Raw genomic sequence first — 18,895 nt, 5'->3', positions numbered from 1 at the left:
CCGCGCTGCGGGGGACCCCGGAGGCGGCAGTCCCGCTGGTCCGACGGCCGGGGAGTCCTGTGAGGTGGGAGCTCCGCGGGCGCGGAGTGCCGTGGCGCGGAGTCCTGAGAGGTGGCGGTCCCGCGAGGCGGGAGCCCTCCGGGCACGCAGCGCCGTCAGCGCGGAGCCTTGCGGGTGCGCAGCACCGTCAGCGCGGAGCCCTGCTGGTGCGCGTGCCGCCGGTGCGCGGGTGCCGCGCGGACGGGTCGGGGTGTGCATACGCGTGAGGGGTGACCACCGGACGGTGGTCACCCCTCACGCGTATGTCTGCTGTTGTCGGCCGGGTAGGCACGCGTCGCGCCGGTCAGCGGGGCAGGACGTCTGCCGGCGGCGAGCCGCGGCGCGCTCAGTGCCCCTGTTCGTCCCGGCGGCGCTGCCAGCGCTGCTCGATCCGGTCCATCACGGAGCGCTTCGGCCGGCCCTGGCGGCCGGGGACGGCCGCGGGCTGTTCACCCGGCTTGGGGGCCTTGCGCCAGCCGGTGACGGCCAGTACGGCGCAGCCCAGCATGACCAGGAAACCCACCACACTGACCCAGATCAGCTGCGCGACCATTCCGGCCATGAGGAGTGCGATACCCACGAGGAAGCCTGCGACCGCCTGGTAGACCCGCCGCCGGGTGTACGTACGCAGTCCGCTTCCCTCGAGCGCCGACGCGAACTTGGGATCTTCGGCGTACAGCGCTCGCTCCATCTGCTCGAGCATGCGCTGCTCGTGCTCCGAGAGCGGCACGGAGTCCTCCTCATCGTGCAGTCGCCGGGGCGACCCGGGGGGTCCCTTCAGGATAGGCAGGGAATCGCCCCCGTGAAACCCGCCCCTCTACGCCAATAAGCCAACCGCAACCCGACATGGGCGTCCCGGCTCGCTGAGGCTTCCATTCCCCGGCGACCGACCCGTCATGCCGGGCGGTGCACCTCGATCATACGGCGCAAACCCCTCGTTCGGGGGGCTTGTGGCGTACTCCATCCGCTGCCGAGCCGCTGATCAGCGGCTCGCCCCGGGCGTGCGCTCAGGCTCCTGCGGCACCCGGCGTCTCACCGAGCACATGCAGCTGGGTGGCGACGGAGTGGAACGCGGGCAACTCGGCCGCCCTGGCCTCCAGCTCGAGCAGCGCGTCGAGGGCACCTGGCTCGGTGTCCACCAGGACGCCGGGCACGAGGTCGGCGAAGACCCGGACACCGTGCACGGCGCCGACCCGCAGGCCCGCGCCCTCGACCAGCGCGGTGAGCTGGTCGGCGGTGAACCGGCGCGGCATCGGGTCGCCGGTGCCCCAGCGGCCGTCGGGGTCCTGGAGGGCCTGCCCGGCCTCCTTGAAGTGGCCGGCGAGGGCGCGGGCGAGCACGGCGCCGCCGAGGCCGGCCGCGAGGAGGCTGAGGACGCCGTCGGGGCGCAGTGCGGCAACGGCGTTGCCCAGGCCCTCGGCCGGGTCGTCCACGTACTCCAGGACGCCGTGGCACAGCACGGCGTCGTAGCCGCCGCGCTCGACGACGTCGAACAGGCCGTGGGCGTCGCCCTGGACGCCCCGGACCCGGTCGGCGGCGCCGGCCTCGGCGGCGCGGCGCTCCAGCGCGAACAGCGCGTTCGGGCTGGGGTCGACGACGGTGACGCGGTGGCCGAGGCGGGCGAGGGGCACCGCGAAGTTGCCGCTGCCGCCCCCGGTGTCGAGGACGTCCAGCGCCTCCCGGCCCGTGGCCTTGACCCGGCGGTCGAGGGCGTCCTGGAGGACCTCCCAGACCACGGCGGTCCGCAGGGAGGCGCGCGGGCGGGAGGGGTCGGAGCGCAGCGGCGTCGCCTGAGGGCGGTGGGGGGAGACGGGCGGGCGCATCGGGTCCGACACGGCAGTTGACTCCTCGGCGCGGCACCGCCTGTGGCCGGCGGCGTGAACGGGACACCTCCCCGGCCCCGGGTCGGGAGACGGGAAGGCTTCAGCTCTTCCCACCCTATTGCCTTCGGCGCCGTACCCGGTCACCGCGGCGGCGGTGGGCCGGGTACGTCTCGTACGGCGGACGAACCGGTGGTCAGCCCGTGTCCGGAAGGCCGCTCGGCGTCCCCGGGCCGTCCCGTTCGCCGCCCTCCTGGCGGGGCTGGGGCAGGATCGGCTGCAGGACGAGGGTCCGCTCCACGATGCGGATGAACATCGCCACGTCGCGTATCAGGTCGTCGGCGTCCCGCTGTCCGGCGGCGTCCCGGATGCCGGCCTCGGCGCGGGCCCGGCGGGCGGCGCCGGAGGCGAACAGGGCGCTCCATTCGGTCAGCTCCGGGGCGATCTCGGGCAGCACCTCCCAGGCGCTGCGGATCCGGGCCCGGCGGCGCGGCGAGGTCTCGGGGCGCCCCCGGGCGGCGAGCACGGCGGCCGCGGTGCGCAGGGCGGCGAGGTGGGCCGTCGCATAGCGCTCGTTCGGCGTCGTCAGGACGGTGGCTTCCTCCAGGCCGGCGCGGGCCTGGGAGAGCAGGTCGAGGGCGGCGGGCGGGGCCGTGGCCCGGCGGAGCACGGGGTGCACGTCGCTCGCCGGGCCGGTCAGTGAGGGGGCAGGGCCGGTGGCGCGGCGCCGACGGGCGGCGGCTGCGGACGAGTTGGCCATGACGAACCTCCTGTCGTCTGGTGACGGCACGGGTGCCGTATGTGCCCATCGTGCGGTATGGCACTGACAATCCGTTCTGACCTGGGCCTTTGCTTCGATCTACCGTTCGGGCGTATTTTTGTACTGACCAGTCAGTTCAAATCTGCCAGGCAGGGGGGCTCGTGGACGGCGTCGACGTCACGGCCGAAGACCTCGGACTCAAGGGACCTCGGGGGTGGGCCTTCAGTGGCATCACCCTCGAGGCGGAGCCGGGTTCGCTGATCGCGATCGAGGGACCGTCCGGCTCCGGCCGTACGTGTCTGCTGCTCGCGCTCACGGGACGCATGAAACCCACCGAAGGGGTGGCCGCGGTGGGCGGGTTCAAACTTCCCCGGCACATGGCGGCCGTGCGCCGGGTGGCCGCCGTGGCCAACGTGACGGGGGTGACCGATCTGGAGCCGGCCCTGACGGTGGGCGAGCACCTGCGCGAACGCGCCCTGCTCCAGCGCAGGTTCGGCGATTCCCTGCGCGAGGTGCTGCGGCCCCGCCCCCAGCGCGTCCACGAGGAGCGGCTGCGGGTGGACGCCGCCCTGGCAGCCGCCGGACTCGACCTCGAGACCCTCCCCAAGGGTTCCCGGACGGCCGTGCGCGACCTGGAGCGGCTCCAGGAGCTGCGGCTGTCCGTGGCCCTGGCCCTCGTCGGGCGGCCCCGGCTGCTCGGTGTCGACGACATCGACGTGAAGCTCTCGGACTCCGAACGCGCCGAGGTCTGGGGCCTGTTGCGGTCCCTCACGCGCGCGGGGACGACGGCCGTGGCCGTGTGCCGCACCGCTCCCGAGGACTGCGTTCGGGTGTCCACCGTGCGGCGCGACGGCACGAGCGGCCCGGCGGACGACCGCAACGGATCCGGGAACGGCGGCCGGGCTGACGGACGGAGCGCATCGGGCAACGGCGAACCGCCGGACGGCCGGAGCGAGCCCGAGGACGGCGCCCCGGCCGACGGCGCCCACAAGACCGACCGCGGCGAGCCGGAGGAGGAGGCCCGTGATGCGCTCACCGAGGCTGGCCGCGCTTGAGCTGAGGCGTTTCGGACGCGGAGCTCTGCCGCGCGCCGCCCTGGTCGCGCTGCTCGTGCTGCCCCTGCTCTACGGCGCCCTGTACCTGTGGTCGTTCTGGGACCCCTACGGCCGGCTGGACCGCATCCCGGTGGCCCTGGTCAACGACGACAAGGGGGCGACGGCGGCCGGGAAGAAGGTGACCGCCGGCGACGACATCGTCGACGGGCTGCGCGACAGCCGGACGTTCGAGTGGCACGAGGTGAGCGACGAAGAGGCCCGCAAGGGCGTCGAGGACGGCACCTACTACCTGTCGCTGACCATGCCGGCCGACTTCAGCGGGCGGATCGCGTCCAGTTCGGGTGACTCCCCCGAGACCGGCGCCCTCCAGGTGCGCACCAACGACGCGAACAACTACATCGTCGGCCAGATCTCCCGCACGGTCTTCAGCGAGGTGCGCTCGGCCGCGTCCACGAAGGCGTCCCGGACGTTCCTGGACAAGATCTTCGTCTCCTTCTCCGACATCCACGACAAGACCGCCACGGCCGCCACGGGTGCCGACAAGCTGAACAACGGCATCGGCAAGGCGGAAAAGGGCTCCAAGGACCTCGCCGACGGACTGAAGGACGCCAAGGGCGGCAGCGGCGAGCTGGCCAAGGGGATCGCCAAGCTCGACAAGGGCGCCGGAGACCTCCAGGACGGCTCCCGGCAGGTCGCCGACGGCACCCAGACGCTCGCCGACCGGGTCAACGGTGTCTACGGCGAGGCGGGCCCGTTCCTGAAGGGCAACGAGAAGACGATCGGGGACACCGCCGCACTGGTCGCCGACTCGGCCGGGGCGGTCGCGGACAACCTCGACGTCCTGGTGGAGCACGCGCCGGGCGCCGCCAAGGCCGCCCACGCCTCCTCCGCCGTCCTGGACGGGATCTACGAGGCGCGCTGCGGGAGCGCCGCCCTCCCCGACCCCGCCTGCCCGGAACTGAAGCGGGCCAAGAAGGCCGCCGCCGAGGTGGCCACGGTCGCCGACGACCTCAACACCCTCGTCGCGGACCAGGACGGTGACCTGAAGACGATGCGGGACAACCTCGGCACCCTGCGGAAGCAGGCCGAGGCACTCGAGAAGCGCGCCCCCCACCTCGCCGAGGACGTCGACGACGCCGTCAAGAAGATCAACAAGCTGAACACCGGTGCGCACAAGGTGGCCGCGGGTGCCGAGAAGCTGCACACCGGGCTCGGCACCGCCCACACCGGCGCGGTCGCCCTGGACAAGGGGATCGGCACCGCCGAGTCCGGCGCCCGGACCCTGGACGGCGGCCTGTACAAGCTGTCCGACGGCTCGGGGAAGCTGGCGGGCGGGCTGCACGACGGCGCGAAGAAGATCCCGGACTACGGCAAACGGGACCGCGACCGGCGCACCGGCGTGATGGCCGACCCGGTCCGACTGGCCTCGCACGATCTGCACCACGCGCCGAACTACGGCACCGGATTCGCGCCCTACTTCATCCCACTGTCCCTGTGGGTGGGCGCGATGGTGGCCTACATGCTGATCCCGCCGCTCAACCGGCGCGCCCTCTCGGCCGGTTCCTCCGCCTGGCGGATCGCGTTCGCCGGCTGGCTGCCGGTGGTCGCGGTGGGCGCGGCGCAGGTGGCCGCCCTGATGGCCGTACTGCACTGGGCGATCGGTCTGCAGATGCTGCACGCGGCCGGCACGATCGCTTTCCTGTGCCTGGTCGCGGCCTGTTTCGCGGCGCTCGTGCAGTGGCTCAACGCCCGCTTCGGCGCGGCCGGCCGGATCCTGGTGCTCGCCCTGCTGATGCTCCAGCTGACCTCCGCGGGCGGCACCTATCCCGTGCAGACCAGTCCGGGCTTCTTCAGCGCGATCCACCCGTTCCTGCCGATGAGCTACATCGTGGAGGCGCTGCGCCGGCTGATCACCGGTGGCGGGCTCGGGCCGGTCTGGCAGGCGTGCGCCGTGCTCGGCGCGTTCACCCTGGGCGCCCTGGCGCTGACCGCCCTCACCGCCAGGCGGCGCCAGGTGTGGACGCCGTCCCGGCTGCACCCGGAGTTGAGCCTGTGATCCCCGGGGAGTCTCGGCACGCGCGCGTACCTGTGAGAATCGGGGCCATGGAAAGCAGCAGCGCCAGGTCCGGCGGCAGCACGCGCCGTGAGGCCACCCGGCAGAAGCTCTACGAAGCGGCCGTCACGCTCATCGCCGAGCAGGGCTTCTCCGCCACCACGGTGGACGAGATCGCCGAGCGGGCCGGGGTCGCGAAGGGCACCGTGTACTACAACTTCGCGAGCAAGTCGGTCCTCTTCGAGGAGTTGCTGCGGCACGGGGTGGGCCTGCTCACCGCCTCCCTGAGGGAGGCGGCCGAGCTGACGGCGGCCGCGGGCGGCGGCAAGGTGGACGCGCTGGACGCGATGATCCGCGCGGGACTGGTCTTCATCGACCGCTACCCGGCCTTCACCCAGCTGTACGTGGCCGAGCTGTGGCGCACCAACCGGGCCTGGCAGTCGACCCTGATGGTGGTCCGGCAGGAGGCCGTCGCGGTCGTCGAGGGAGTGCTGCGCGAGGGTGTGGCCGCGGGCGAGTTCAGCGACGAGATCGACGTGCAGCTGACGGCGGCCGCGCTGGTCGGCATGGTGCTGGTGGCGGCGCTGGACTGGAAGGCGTTCCAGCCGGAGCGCTCCCTGGACGACGTCCACTCGGCGCTGTCCCGGCTGCTCCAGGGCCGGGTCAGCGGCAAGGTCTAGGAACGCCGTTCGGGGATTCCCCCGCACGCACGCGAAGAGGCGCCGGTCCGCTGCCGGACCGGCGCCTTCCCGTCCCCCGTGACTCCCCCGTACTTCCTTCCCGCACTCCCCCGTACGGGCTTCGTGCGGATCCCCGTGGTGGTCTTCCCCGGGACCCCCTGTCTCGCTTCCGCCGACGGATCGGCGGAAGGAGCGGCCGGTGGGCGGCGCCGTTCCGCCGCCCCGTGCCGGCGGTGCCGGGCCGCGCCCCGGCCGTGGCTCCACTCTCCCGTCCCCGGGGCCCCGGTCCCATCCGCGCGCGTACTCATCCTTGGGCCTAGGTACGGGTACTCAGCCGTCCGCGCGCATGGCCGGGACTCCGCGACGCGCACTGGCTACGATCGCGTGCGTGTCCGTACTCCCTCTCGTCTTCACCAGCGGCTGGGCCAGCGGCATCAACGCCTACGCGGTGGTGCTCCTGCTCGGTCTGTTCGGCGTGACCGGGGTGAGCGACGACATCCCGCAGACGCTGCAGCGGCCCGAGGTGCTGATCGTCGCAGGTGCGCTGTTCCTGTGCGAGGCGGTCGCCGACAAGATCCCCTACGTGGACTCGGCGTGGGACGCCGTGCACACGGTGGTCCGGCCGCTCGCGGGCGCCTGGGTGGGCGCGCTGCTGGCCGGGCACAGCGGCTCGCTCCCGGATGTGGCGGCCGGGCTGCTCGGTGGTTCGACGGCGCTGGCCAGCCACACGGTCAAGGCCGGGACGCGGATGGCGGTCAACACCTCGCCGGAGCCGTTCAGCAACTTCGCGCTGAGTCTCGCCGAGGACCTCGGAGTGGGCGCCGTCGTGGCGTTCGCGATGTTCCACCCGCTGGCGGCGGCGGTCGTCGCGGGCGTCCTGCTGGCCGGCGGGCTGCTGACACTGGTGTTCCTCGTCTCCCGCATCCGGCGCTTCCTGCGCCGCAGGGCCCAGCGGCGGGAGGAGCGGCGCCTGGCGGCGCGGGCGCCCTGACCTGTGCCGGAGCCGCCCGCCGACCGGATTGTCGGTGGTGGTCGATAGAGTCGCGGACATGGCACGGATTGCGGTGATCGGCGCTGGGATGGGCGCGATGGCGGCTGCCGCCCGGCTGGCCGTCGCGGGCCACCGGGTGGTGGTGTACGAGCGCACGGAGACGTACGGCGGTGCGGTGCGCCGCTTCGAGCGGGACGGGTTCGCCTTCGACACCGGCCCGGGGCTGCTGACGCTGCCCGCCGTGTACCGCGACCTGTTCCTCAAGACCGGCAAGGAGCCGCTGGAGGACTGCGTCGAGCTGGTCCAGGTCGACCCGGCGTCGCGGCACGTCTTCGCGGACGGCACCGAGGCCGTGCTGCCGAACGCCTCGCGCGCGGGCGTGGTCGCGGCCCTGGACGAGGCGCTGGGCGCCGGGGCGGGCGAGCGCTGGGGCGACTTCCTGGTGCGGGCCCGCGAGGCCTGGGACCGCACCCGCCGGCCGCTGCTGGAGGAGCCGCTGTGGCCCAACTGGCCGGTGCTGATGGAGAAGGAGCCCTACCCGGGCGTTCCGTACCGGCGGCGGTTGCGCACCCGGCGCGCGGTCAAGCTGTTCGAGATCGGCAGATGGGAACTGCGCGATCCCCGGCTGGCCCAGCTGCTGGACGGCTACGCGCTCGCCTACGGCGTCGACCCCGGGATCGCCCCGGCGAGCGCGGCCGTGCTGCCGTACATGGAGCACGCCTTCGGCAGCTGGTACGTGCGCGGTGGCATCCGGGAACTGGCGCGCGCGGTGTACGACCGGTGCCTGAAGCGGCGGGTCGAGTTCGTCTTCGGCGCCGAGGTCGCCCGCATCCTGGAGAAGGACGGCCGGGCGGCCGGGGTGGAGCTGGCCGACGGCACGGTGTGCGATGCGGACTTCGTCCTCGGCACGGGGCCCTGGCGGCTGGGCGGCCTGGTCCCGGGCAAGGAGTTGTACGGCGCGCGGGACGTGCCCCCGGACCCCGAGGACCGGTACCCGGGCCGGGTGGTGGTGTGCCTGGCGCTGCGGGGCGCCCGGGAGCCCGGGGCGGTGCATCGCACAGTGGTGCACTCGGCCGACGGCGACGGCGATCTGGAGCTGTTCCGGCACGGGGTGGTGCCCGACCTGCCGACGGTCGTCGTGGACCGGCCGGACGACCCGGCCCTGCGCCCCGGCGGGGAGCACGAGTCCATGGTGCTGACGGCGACGGTGCCCGCGGCGACGGAGTACGACTGGGCCGCGCCGGGCGCCGCCGACGCCTTCGCGGACCGGCTGGTCACCGCCGCCGAGCGGGCCGTGCCGGGGTTGCGCGAGCGGGTGCTGTGGCGCGAGGTCCGCACGCCCCTGGACACCGAGCGGGAGACGGGGGCCACGGGCGGTGCGGTCCCGCCGCCGGCGCTCGCCGCGCCCGAGGGGGTGCTGCATCCGGCCAACAGCACCGCGCTGGCGGGTCTGTTCACCGTCGGCGGCTGGTCCCATCCCGGCGGCGGCCTGCCGCACGCGGGCATGTCGGGCGCACTGGCGGCCGGCCTGATCGTGGAGGGCCCGGACTTCCGCGGCTCTCGGTGAGCCGGTGCACGGCGGCCCGGCAAGCGGTACCGCTCGGCGTACCCGGGTTTCGGAGGCCGTAGCGCCCGTCGTGCCGGCGCCGCAGAAGCCGTAGCGCCCGTCGTCCCCGCCGCCGCGGAAGCGGTACCGCTCATCGCTCCCCGGCGTACCCCGCGCCCCGCAAGCGATACCGGCGCCCGGAAAGCGGTACCGCTCGGCGTACCCGGCGCCTGAAAGGCCGTACTGCTCGCCGTACCCGGCGCCTCAAAGGCCGTACCGCTCGGCGACCCCGCGCCTCAGAAGCGGTACTGCTCGTCGTACCCCGCGCCGGGGTGCGGGTGTTGCTCGCCCGTCTGGTACGGGTACGGCTGCTCCTGCGGGAGTTCGCCGCCGTAGGTCTCGTCGGTGCGCTGCTGAGGCACCCACACCCCGCCGGACGGGGTCTCGCCGTAGCCGCCGGTGGCGTACGGATCCTGGGTGTAGCCCTGCTGGCCGTACTGCTGCTGCCCGTAGCCGGTGTCGTACGAGGTGCCGCCGTAGGCCTGGGTGCCGATGTACGGGTCGGAGTAGTTGGCGTAGGCCTGCTGGCCGCTGGTGTCGTAGCCGTAGTCCTGCTGGCCGTAACCGGAGTAGCCGTAGGCGTAGTTCTGGTCGGCGCCCGGTGCCTGGGCGGCGCCCGCGTGCGCGGCGGTGTCGCCGTAGACGCCGTAGGAGCCGGTGTCGTCGGGAAGGGGCTGGGGCTCGTAGACGGAGGCGGCCTCGGCGCCGGTCTCCCCGGCGCCGCGGGCGGGGGTGAAGACGTCGTCGCGGTCGTAGTCGGCGTAGTCCGGGCGCTCCTGGCCGTAGCCGGCGTCCCCGTGGCCGGCGCTCTCGGCGTCCTCGGCGCTCTCGGCGGTCCCCGGGTCGAAGTCCTCCGGCGCCGGGGCCTGGCGCTCCGTCCTGCCGCGGCGGCGCTTGCTGCCACCGCCGGTCTCGGCCTCGGGGCGCTTGACCGCCCAGCCCGCGGCGAAGCCGCGGCGGAACGACAGCGTGACGTAGGTCTGCCCGGTCGCGAAGGCGATCGCGCCCAGCCCGATCACGATCACGGACGGCATCAGCACGCCGAGCACGACGCCGAGGAAGCCGACGAACGCGAGCAGCCTCCAGCGCAGCCGCGCCTTGTACTGCAGCAGCACCTCGCCGAGCAACCACAGTGCGACGACGCCGAATGCGATGTAGAGGACCGTCCAGCCCATGTACGCCCCTCTCCCAGTGGCCGCTACGCAGTGTGTCGTATCGCGTGGCGGCCGGTCTAGGCCCGCGGGGGGTGGTGCAGGCCCAGGTTCTCGTAGATTTCCAGGGTCGCCGTGGAGTTGTTGAGCGTGATGAAGTGCAGTCCGGGCACTCCTTCGGACAGCAGCCGCGCGCAGAACTCGGTGGCGAACTCGATACCGATGGAGCGTACCGCCGCCGGATCGTCCTTGGCTGTGAGGATCCGCTCTTTCAGGGCATCCGGGAAGATCGCGTTGCTGAGCTTCGGCAGCCGTTCCAGCATTCTCACGCTGGTGACCGGCAGGATCTCCGGGATGACCGGGGTGTCGCAGCCGGCGGCGGTCACGCGGTCGCGCAGCCGCAGGTACGACTCCGGCCGGAAGAACATCTGTGTGATGGCGTAGTCCGCGCCCGCGCGGCACTTGTCCACGAAGCGGGTCACGTCGGTGTCCCAGTCCGTGGAGCGCGGGTGCATCTCCGGGAACGCGGCCACGCCCACGCAGAAGTCGCCCGACTCCTTGATGAGCCGGACGAGTTCGGCCGCGTACGTCAGTCCCCGGGGGTGTGCGATCCACTCGCCCATCGGGTCGCCGGGCGGATCGCCGCGCACCGCGAGCATGTTGCGGATGCCGGCGTCCGCGTACTGGCCGATGATGTTGCGCAGTTCGGCGATGGAGTGGTCGACCGCGGTGAGGTGGGCGACCGGGGTGAGCGTGGTGTCGGCGACGATCTGCTGGGTCTCCCTGACGGTGCCCGCGCGGGTCGAGCCGCCGGCGCCGTAGGTCACGGAGACGAAGTCGGGGGCGACCGCCTCGACCCGCCGGAGGGCGCTCCACAGGTTCCGCTCACCCTTGGGGGTCTTCGGCGCCGAGAACTCGAACGAGTACGTCGTCTTGCCGGTGGCCAGGATGTCACGCACGGTGCGTGCGCGATCGGTCCTGGTGGATGCGGTTCCTAGGGCCATACCCGCAGGTTAGCCACGGGTGGGCGGTCCCCCAACCGCACACCGGAAATTTGGCCGATTTGTCGTTTTCTTGTCCATCAGGTGGACGGGAGGCCTCATCCCGGGGTCACTGGCGAACGTCGACGGCGGACGACGCGTCCCCGGAGCGGACGGCGCGTCCCCGGAACCGCTACCGGGTCTCCCGCAGCCGCTTGGCGAACTCCGCCGCCGCGGCGCCGGGGTCGTCCGCCTCGGTGATCGCGCGGACCACGACCACCCGGCGGGCGCCGGCGTCCAGCACCTGGTCCAGGTTGCCCAGGTCGATGCCGCCGATGGCGAACCAGGGGCGGTCGGTGCCCAGCGCGGCCGTGCTGCGGACCAGGTCGAGGCCGGGTGCCGGCCGGCCGGGCTTGGTGGGGGTCGGCCAGCACGGGCCGGTGCAGAAGTAGTCCACGCCCTCCTGGACGGCGGCCGCGGCGGCCTCCTCCTCGGCGTGCGTGGAGCGGCCGATCAGGACGCCGTCGCCGAGGAGCGCGCGGGCCGCCGGGACGGGCAGGTCGCCCTGACCGAGGTGCAGCACGTCGGCACCGGCGGCGTGGGCGACGTCCGCCCGGTCGTTGACCGCGAGGAGCTTGCCGTGGCGGGCGCAGGCCTCGGAGAAGACCCGGAGGTGCTCCAGCTCCTCGGCGGCCTCCATGCCCTTGTCGCGCAGTTGGACGATGTCGACACCACCGGCCAGGACCGCGTCGAGGAACTCGGCGAGGTCGCCCTGGCGCGCACGGGCGTCCGTGCACAGGTACAGGCGGGCGTCGGCGAGCGCGGCGCGGGCGGTGTCGGACATGTGCGGGTCCCCCCATGGTCGGAGTGGTGGCCGGTGGCGTGCGGGCTGGGAGCCGCACGCCACCTCCTGGCGCGGTCGGCTCAGACGGCGAGCGCCTGGGCGCGGCGCTTCACCTCCGTGCCGCGATTCTCGCTCAGGGCCTGCGCGGGGGTGCCGGGCAGGGTCGGGTCGGGGGTGAAGAGCCACTCCAGCATCTCTTCGTCCGTGAAGCCGTCGTCCCTCAGGAGCGTCAGGGTCCCGGACAGGCCCTTGACGACCTTGTCCCCGTCGATGAAGGCGGCGGGGATGTGCAGTGCCTTGTTCTCACCTCGGCGTACGGCGATGAGCTGGCCCTCCTTGACCAGCTGCCGCACACGCGTCACCTCGACGCCGAGCTGTTCGGCGATGTCGGGGACGGTGAGCCAGGCGGGGACGAGAGCATCGATCTTCGTGTCAATCTCGGTCACGGAATCTAGCCTGCCATCCCCCACCGACAGTCGGAAGTCAGGCAGGTCCACGCGAGCGCTCCGCGGGACGCCGCCCGGGGTCGCGACGGACGTCGCCACGGGCTGCCCCGCGCGCCGCGGCAGCGTCCGGCCGCGCGTTCCGCGGGACGCCGTGGCTCCCGGTCACGATCCCCGAACCCGGTCACGCCGTCGCTCCCGGTCAGGGGCGTCGCACCCGGTCACGGGCGGCAGCGTCCGGCCGCGCGTTCCGCGGGACGCCGTGGCTCCCGGTCACGATCCCCGAACCCGGTCACGCCGTCGCTCCCGGTCGAGTCCGGCCGCGCGTTCCGCGGCACGCCGTCGCTCCCGGTCACGATCCCCGAACCCGATCACGCCGCCGCTCCCGGTCAGGGGCGTCGCAGCCGGTCACGGGCGTCACACCCGGCCAAGCGTCGCTCCGGGCTCGGCGTCGCACCCGGTCACGCGGCGCTTCTCGTCACGGCGTCGCCGGCCGGTCGGCGGTGGCGTCCTTCAGGGGCCGGGCCGGGTCCGCCAGGGCTTCCGGGTCCAGGTGGCGGCCCGCCTCGATCAGCCGCCGGCCCTGGGCCAGATCGCGCGGCCGGCCCACCGCCAGCAGGGCCACCAGCCGCTCCCCGCGCAGCCAGCACACCGTCCAGGCCGGCCCCGTCGGATCACCGCGCCACACCAGGCGGTCGGCCGCCGCGTGGTGGCCTGCGTACTGGACGAAGCGCCCGAACTGCTCGGACCAGAAGTACGGCACCGGGTCGTAGACGGCGTCGGTCTCGCCGAGGATGTTGGCGGCGACCGTGCGCGGGCCCTGCAGGGCGTTGTCCCAGTGGTGGATGAGCAGCCGTTCGCCGTAGCGCGCCGAGGGGAAGGAGGCGCAGTCGCCGACGGCGTACACGTCCGCGACGCCGGTGCGCAGGCGGGCGTCGGCGAGCACCTCGCCGTGCGCGCCCAGCTCGACGCCGGAGCCGGCCAGCCAGCCGGTGGCGGGGCGGGCGCCGATCCCGACGACCACGGCGCCCGCGGGCAGCCGCGTGCCGTCGGCGAGCACCACGGCGCCGGGCTCGACGCGCTGCACGCGCGCGTGGGTGCGCAGTTCGGTGCCGCTGTCGGCGTACCAGGCGGCCATCGGCGCGGCCACCTCGGCGGGCAGCGCGCCGGCGAGCGGCCGGTCGGCGGCCTCCACGACGGTCACGGCGCAGCCCGCCAGCCGGGCCGCGGTGGCGAACTCGGCGCCGATCCAGCCGGCGCCGACGACCACGATGTCGTGCTGCCGCTCCAGCACGGGCCGCAGCCGCTCGGCGTCGTCCAGGGTGCGCAGCAGGTGCACGCCGGGGACGCCCTCGGTGCCGGGCAGGGTGATCGGCTCGGCGCCGGTGGCGAGGACCAGGACGTCGTAGGGCACCGGGCCCGCCTCGGTGTCCAGCTCGCGCTCGGCGGGGCGCACGCCCAGCGCCTCGCAGCCGAGCCGCAGCTCGACGCCGAGCGCCTCGAAGTCCACGTCGAAGGCGGAGCCCTCGGCCTTGCCGAGCAGGACGGCCTTGGACAGCGGCGGCCGGTCGTAGGGCTGGTGCGGCTCGGCGCCGATGACGGTCACGGGGCCCCGGAAGCCCTGGTCCCGCAGGGCGGCCGCGGTCTGCACGCCGGCCATGCCCGCGCCCACGACGACCACGCGCCGCTGTGCCGCCGGGGTCTCTTGCGCTGTCTGCTCGCTCACCCGATCACCTTAGACACGTGACGGTGCGTCAGTCAGGGGGCGTGCTCGGTGACCTGCTCCACAACACTCGTACCGGCCCCGGGCTGCGACTCCCACTCCCAGGTCTCCGCCAGTCGCACGCGGCCGTCGGGCAGCTCGGTCACCTGCGACACGCAGTGCCCCGAGGACGTCGTCCCGTCCGTCTTGAGCTGCACGTAGCGGAAGTCCAGCCGGTCGCCCTCGCGGGTGCCGATCAGACGGCCGCGCACGACGTCGCCGCCCGCGTACTCGGCCCAGACCGCCCCGTCCTCCTCGTGGTACGTGAACCGGGTACGCGTACCCACCTGACCTGGGGACTGGTCCGCCACCGGGGCGAGGACCAGTCCGTCGAGCGAGCGGGCCATGACAGGGGCTCCCTTACGGGTGACGAGTGCTGCGGGCTAGGCTGGCCACCGTACAAGCACTCGCGGGAGCCCGGGCGCACCGGGCTGAGAGGGAGGCTGGCGGCCTCCGACCGTACGAACCTGATCCGGGTCATGCCGGCGAAGGGAGGGGCTGGACGCCCATGTCCTCACGTACGTCCGACGTCCTCGTCATCGGGGGCGGAATCATCGGTCTGGTCACGGCGTGGCGCGCCGCGCAGCGCGGGCTCGCCACGGCCGTGGTCGACCCCGAGCCCGGCGGCGGCGCGGCCCAGGTGGCGGCCGGGATGCTGGCCGCGGTCACCGAGCTGCACTACGGCGAGGAGCGGCTGCTCGCCCTGAACCTGGAGTCGGCGCGCCGCTATCCGGACTTCGCGGCCGAGCTCACCGACCTGACCGGCCTCGACCTCGGCTACCGCCGCTGCGGCACCCTCGCCGTCGCGCTGGACGCCGACGACCGCGCCCACCTGCGGGAACTGCACGCGCTGCAGCAGCGCTCGGGCCTGGAGGCGGAGTGGCTGTCGGGGCGGGAGTGCCGGCGGCTGGAGCCGATGCTGGCGTCCGGGGTGCGGGGCGGCCTGCGGGTCGACGGTGACCACCAGATCGATCCGCGGCGGCTGGCGGCGGCCCTGGTGAGCGCCTGCGAGCGGGCCGGAGTGGTCTTCCACCGGGCCTGGGCCGAGCGGCTCGACGTGGTCCGGGAGCGGGCCGCCGGTGTCACCACGGCGGACGGCACCGGGCTGCGCGCGGACCGGGTCGTGCTCGCCGCGGGGAGCATGAGCGGACGCCTCGCGGGTGTGCCGGAGGCGCTGCTGCCGCCGGTGCGGCCGGTGAAGGGGCAGGTGCTGCGGCTGACCGTGCCGGGCCGGTTCGCGCCGTTCCTGAGCCGTACCGTGCGGGCCGTGGTCCGCGGCAGCCACGTCTACCTGGTGCCCCGCGAGAACGGCGAGCTGGTCGTCGGCGCCACCAGCGAGGAGCTGGGCTGGGACACGACGGTCACGGCCGGCGGCGTGTACGAGCTGCTGCGCGACGCCCACGAACTGGTGCCGGGCATCACCGAGCTGCCGCTGACCGAGACCCGCGCCGGGCTGCGGCCCGGCTCCCCGGACAACGCGCCGCTGCTCGGCCCGTCCGGCCTCGACGGCCTGCTGCTGGCCACCGGGCACTACCGCAACGGGGTGCTGCTCACGCCCGTGACGGGGGACGTCCTGGCGCACGCGCTGGTCACCGGCGACCTTCCCGAAGAAGCCCGCCCGTTCACGCCGACGCGATTCGGCACCGTCCTCACGGAGCAGCCCGCATGACCCTCTCCGTCACCATCTCCGTCAACGGGGAGCGCCGGGACATCGCCCCCGGCACCGCTCTCGACTCCCTCGTCAGGGCCCTCACCCCGGCGCCCTCCGGGGTGGCGGCCGCCGTCAACGAGACCGTCGTCCCGCGCGCCCGGTGGGCGGACACCGCGCTCGCCGAGGGCGACCGCGTCGAAGTCCTCACCGCCGTCCAAGGAGGCTGACCCATGGCCGACGATCCCTTCGTTCTCGGCGGAGTGCCCTTCGGCTCCCGTCTGATCATGGGCACGGGCGGTGCGCCCAGCCTGGACGTGCTGGAGCGGGCGCTGGTTGCCTCCGGTACGGAACTGACGACGGTCGCGATGCGGCGGGTGGACCCCTCCGTGCACGGCTCGGTGCTCTCGGTGCTGGAGCGGCTCGGCATCCGGGCGCTGCCGAACACCGCGGGCTGTTTCACCGCCGGGGAGGCCGTGCTCACCGCCCGGCTGGCCCGGGAGGCGCTGGGCACGGACCTGGTCAAGCTGGAGGTCATCGCCGACGAGCGGACCCTGCTGCCGGATCCGGTGGAGACGCTGGAGGCGGCGGAGACGCTGGTCGACGACGGGTTCACGGTGCTGCCCTACACGAACGACGACCCCGTCCTCGCGCGCAGGCTGGAGGACGTGGGCTGTGCGGCGGTGATGCCGCTCGGTTCCCCGATCGGGTCCGGGCTCGGCATCCGCAATCCGCACAACTTCCAGCTGATCGTCGAGCACGCGCGCGTGCCGGTGATCCTGGACGCGGGCGCCGGTACGGCGTCCGACGTGGCGCTGGCGATGGAGCTGGGCTGCGCCGGTGTGATGCTGGCCTCGGCCGTCACCCGGGCGCAGGAGCCGGAGACGATGGCCGCGGCCATGAAGCACGCCGTGGAGGCGGGCCGGCTGGCCCGGCTGGCGGGGCGCATCCCGCGCCGCCATTTCGCCGAGGCGTCCTCCCCCACCGAGGGGCGCGCGCACCTGGACCCCGAGCGCCCCGCCTTCTAGCCGAGCCGGTCGCGCGACGGTCACAGCTCTGCTGCATTCCGTCCCCCGCGAAAGCACGGGGGGACGGGAGTGCCGGTCGTCCCTCGTAGACTCGCCTGCGTGGATACGACCCTTCAGGACCCTCTCGTCGGGCAGGTGCTCGACGGCCGATACCGCATCGACGCGCGGGTCGCGGCCGGCGGGATGGCCACGGTCTACCGGGCCCTGGACACCCGTCTGGACCGCGTCCTCGCGCTGAAGGTGATGCACCCGGCGCTCGCGGTGGACGGGGCCTTCGTCGACCGGTTCATCCGGGAGGCGAAGTCCGTCGCCCGGCTCGACCACCCCAACGTGGTGCAGGTCTTCGACCAGGGCACCGACGGGTCGTACGTGTATCTGGCGATGGAGTACGTCGCCGGGTGCACCCTGCGCGACGTGCTGCGCGAGCGGGGTGCCCTGCAGCCGCGGGCCGCGCTGGACATCCTGGAGCCGGTGCTCGCCGCGCTCGGCGCCGCGCACCGGGCCGGGTTCGTGCACCGGGACATGAAGCCGGAGAACGTCCTGATAGGGGACGACGGCCGGGTCAAGGTGGCCGACTTCGGGCTGGTGCGCTCGGTGGACACGGTGACCAGCACGACGGATTCGGTGCTCGGGACGGTGTCGTACCTCGCGCCCGAGCAGATAGAACGGGGGACCACCGATCCACGCGTCGACGTGTACGCGTGCGGTGTCGTCCTCTTCGAGATGCTGACGGGCGGGAAGCCGCACTCGGGGGACTCCCCCGCCCAGGTGCTCTACCGGCACATACACGAGGACGTGCCGCCGCCCTCGGCGCTCGTGCCGGGGCTGCCGTTCGAGCTGGACGAGCTGGTCGCGTCGGCCACCGCGCGCCAACCCGGGATCCGCCCGCAGGACGCCGTGGTGCTGCTGGGCCAGGTGCGCGAGGCGCGCCGGGCGCTGACCGAGGAGCAGCTGGACGCACTGCCGCCGCAGGCGCTGACCGCGGAGCACGACAACGCCGAGGACCGCACGAGCGTGATCCCGCGCGCACTGACGGTACCCCGGCCGCTTCCCGTCGACGAGGACGCCGCGGCGGACGGCGTCCACCGCACCACCCGGCTGCAGTCCCCGCCCGTCCCCGACCGGCGGCGCCCGGCGCGGCCCCGGCGGACGGTGCTGGCCGTGCTCGCGGCCGTGCTGCTGGTGCTCGGCGTGGGCGCCGGGGTCTGGTACATCAACTCCGGGCAGTTCACGAAGGTGCCGCCGCTGCTGACGAAGACGGAGGCGCAGGCGCGGGAGCGGCTGAAGTCGGCCGGGCTCGACGTGGGGAAGATCAAGCGGTCGTACAACGACACCGTCGACCGCGGCACCGTCATCAGCAGCGACCCGGCGCCCGGCGCCCGTATCCGGGACCACGACTCGGTCGCGCTGACCGTCTCGCTGGGCCCGGAGACGGTGAAGGTGCCCGATGTGCAGGGGCAGTCGCTCGCCGGGGCGCGGGCGCGGCTGAAGTCGGCGGGGCTGGAGCCGGGGATGGTCACCCGGGAGTTCAGCGACGACGTGGACAAGGGGTCCGTGATCGCGACGGCCCCGCGTGCGGGCACCGAGCGGCACGCCGGTTCGGCGATCGCGCTGACCGTCAGCAAGGGCAGCCCGATCGACGTACCGGACGTCACCGGCGACGACCTGGACAGCGCGAAGCAGGAGCTGGCGGACGCCGGGCTGAAGGTGCGGATCGCCCCGGAGCGGATCAACTCCGAGTACGACAAGGACGCGGTCGCGGCGCAGAGCCCGCGGGACGGTGACGAGGCGGCGGAGGGCGACACGGTGACGCTGACGCTGTCCAAGGGCCCGGAGATGGTCGAGGTGCCGGACGTGGTCGGCGACAGCGTGGACGACGCCCACCGGGCCCTCGAGGGCGCCGGCTTCCAGGTGGACGAGGACCGCGGGCTGCTCGGGCTGTTCGGCGACACCGTGAAGAAGCAGTCGGTGAAGGGCGGCGAGACGGCGCCCAAGGGGTCGTCGATCACGATCACCATCCGGTAGGTGCCGGGGG

The 18,895-nt window shown here is 73.8% G+C and carries 18 protein-coding genes and 1 riboswitch; of the genes, 9 read left to right on the top strand and 9 right to left on the bottom strand.

Annotated elements, in window-relative coordinates:
- Positions 1-385 precede the first annotated feature (385 nt).
- From ABVB68_RS10905 to ABVB68_RS10895, 3 genes are all read right to left on the bottom strand, one after another.
- Positions 386-769 (bottom strand): SCO2097 family morphological protein, encoded by a 384-nt coding sequence (locus tag ABVB68_RS10905; protein WP_353600714.1) that lies wholly within the window; start codon positions 767-769, stop codon positions 386-388.
- 277 nt (positions 770-1,046) lie between these two features.
- Positions 1,047-1,874: a methyltransferase gene (locus ABVB68_RS10900; protein WP_353600713.1), complete on the bottom strand. Its 828-nt coding sequence runs from the start codon at positions 1,872-1,874 to the stop codon at positions 1,047-1,049.
- A 181-nt stretch (positions 1,875-2,055) separates the two neighbouring features.
- Positions 2,056-2,619, bottom strand: coding sequence for an SAV_6107 family HEPN domain-containing protein (locus tag ABVB68_RS10895; protein ID WP_353600712.1), 564 nt, complete (start codon positions 2,617-2,619; stop codon positions 2,056-2,058).
- Positions 2,620-2,780: 161 nt separating this feature from the next.
- Between ABVB68_RS10895 and ABVB68_RS10890 the strand changes: the two genes are divergently transcribed.
- The 5 genes from ABVB68_RS10890 to ABVB68_RS10870 all read left to right on the top strand — a co-directional run bounded on the left by ABVB68_RS10890 (position 2,781) and on the right by ABVB68_RS10870 (position 8,965).
- Positions 2,781-3,674: an ATP-binding cassette domain-containing protein gene (locus ABVB68_RS10890; RefSeq protein ID WP_353600711.1), complete on the top strand. Its 894-nt coding sequence runs from the start codon at positions 2,781-2,783 to the stop codon at positions 3,672-3,674.
- Positions 3,646-5,730 carry a YhgE/Pip family protein gene (locus ABVB68_RS10885; RefSeq protein ID WP_353600710.1) on the top strand — a complete coding sequence of 695 codons (2,085 nt, stop codon included), beginning with the start codon at positions 3,646-3,648 and terminating at the stop codon, positions 5,728-5,730. Before ABVB68_RS10890 ends, ABVB68_RS10885 begins: the two co-directional genes overlap by 29 nt.
- Positions 5,731-5,777: 47 nt before the next feature.
- Entirely contained in the window at positions 5,778-6,407 is a 630-nt protein-coding gene (locus ABVB68_RS10880) for a TetR/AcrR family transcriptional regulator (RefSeq protein WP_353600709.1), read from the top strand.
- A gap of 388 nt (positions 6,408-6,795) precedes the next feature.
- Positions 6,796-7,398 (top strand): DUF4126 domain-containing protein, encoded by a 603-nt coding sequence (locus ABVB68_RS10875; protein ID WP_353600708.1) that lies wholly within the window; start codon positions 6,796-6,798, stop codon positions 7,396-7,398.
- A 58-nt stretch (positions 7,399-7,456) separates the two neighbouring features.
- Positions 7,457-8,965: a phytoene desaturase family protein gene (locus tag ABVB68_RS10870; RefSeq protein WP_353600707.1), complete on the top strand. Its 1,509-nt coding sequence runs from the start codon at positions 7,457-7,459 to the stop codon at positions 8,963-8,965.
- A 275-nt stretch (positions 8,966-9,240) separates the two neighbouring features.
- Here ABVB68_RS10870 and ABVB68_RS10865 read toward each other — a convergent pair whose 3' ends face one another.
- From ABVB68_RS10865 to ABVB68_RS10840, 6 genes are all read right to left on the bottom strand, one after another.
- A complete protein-coding gene (locus tag ABVB68_RS10865) occupies positions 9,241-10,179 on the bottom strand; it encodes an SCO2102 family sporulation regulator (RefSeq protein WP_353600706.1) in 939 nt (312 codons plus the stop codon).
- Between the two features lie 56 nt (positions 10,180-10,235).
- Positions 10,236-11,159 carry a methylenetetrahydrofolate reductase [NAD(P)H] gene (gene metF, locus ABVB68_RS10860; RefSeq protein ID WP_353600705.1) on the bottom strand — a complete coding sequence of 308 codons (924 nt, stop codon included), beginning with the start codon at positions 11,157-11,159 and terminating at the stop codon, positions 10,236-10,238.
- Positions 11,160-11,328: 169 nt separating this feature from the next.
- On the bottom strand, positions 11,329-11,979 hold the full coding sequence (gene thiE / locus ABVB68_RS10855; RefSeq protein ID WP_353600704.1) for a thiamine phosphate synthase: 651 nt from the start codon (positions 11,977-11,979) through the stop codon (positions 11,329-11,331).
- Positions 11,980-12,059: 80 nt separating this feature from the next.
- Positions 12,060-12,425, bottom strand: coding sequence for an Rv2175c family DNA-binding protein (locus ABVB68_RS10850; protein WP_353600703.1), 366 nt, complete (start codon positions 12,423-12,425; stop codon positions 12,060-12,062).
- A 475-nt stretch (positions 12,426-12,900) separates the two neighbouring features.
- Complete coding sequence (locus tag ABVB68_RS10845) at positions 12,901-14,148, bottom strand: NAD(P)/FAD-dependent oxidoreductase (RefSeq protein ID WP_353600702.1); 1,248 nt, start codon at positions 14,146-14,148, stop codon at positions 12,901-12,903.
- A 32-nt stretch (positions 14,149-14,180) separates the two neighbouring features.
- Complete coding sequence (locus ABVB68_RS10840) at positions 14,181-14,531, bottom strand: avidin-fold protein (RefSeq protein WP_353600701.1); 351 nt, start codon at positions 14,529-14,531, stop codon at positions 14,181-14,183.
- 52 nt (positions 14,532-14,583) lie between these two features.
- Positions 14,584-14,695: riboswitch (TPP riboswitch) on the top strand.
- Here ABVB68_RS10840 and thiO point away from each other — a divergent pair.
- From thiO to pknB, 4 genes are all read left to right on the top strand, one after another.
- Positions 14,693-15,853, top strand: coding sequence for a glycine oxidase ThiO (gene thiO / locus ABVB68_RS10835; protein ID WP_353600700.1), 1,161 nt, complete (start codon positions 14,693-14,695; stop codon positions 15,851-15,853). It overlaps the preceding riboswitch by 3 nt.
- The gene (gene thiS / locus ABVB68_RS10830) at positions 15,850-16,062 is read left to right on the top strand and encodes a sulfur carrier protein ThiS (protein ID WP_353600699.1); all 213 of its coding nucleotides are present in this window, start codon (positions 15,850-15,852) and stop codon (positions 16,060-16,062) included. The genes thiO and thiS overlap by 4 nt, the downstream gene beginning before the upstream one ends.
- Before the next feature lie 3 nt (positions 16,063-16,065).
- Complete coding sequence (locus ABVB68_RS10825) at positions 16,066-16,860, top strand: thiazole synthase (RefSeq protein ID WP_353600698.1); 795 nt, start codon at positions 16,066-16,068, stop codon at positions 16,858-16,860.
- Positions 16,861-16,959: 99 nt separating this feature from the next.
- On the top strand, positions 16,960-18,885 hold the full coding sequence (gene pknB / locus ABVB68_RS10820) for a Stk1 family PASTA domain-containing Ser/Thr kinase (RefSeq protein WP_353600697.1): 1,926 nt from the start codon (positions 16,960-16,962) through the stop codon (positions 18,883-18,885).
- The last annotated feature ends 10 nt before the right edge of the window (positions 18,886-18,895 follow it).

Origin of the sequence: Streptomyces sp. NPDC096012 (assembly GCF_040426375.1) — a bacterium.
In the GTDB taxonomy this organism is placed as follows: domain Bacteria; phylum Actinomycetota; class Actinomycetes; order Streptomycetales; family Streptomycetaceae; genus Streptomyces.
Note: the sequence above shows the minus strand (reverse complement) of the source record. Positions and strands in the feature narration are given on the sequence as shown.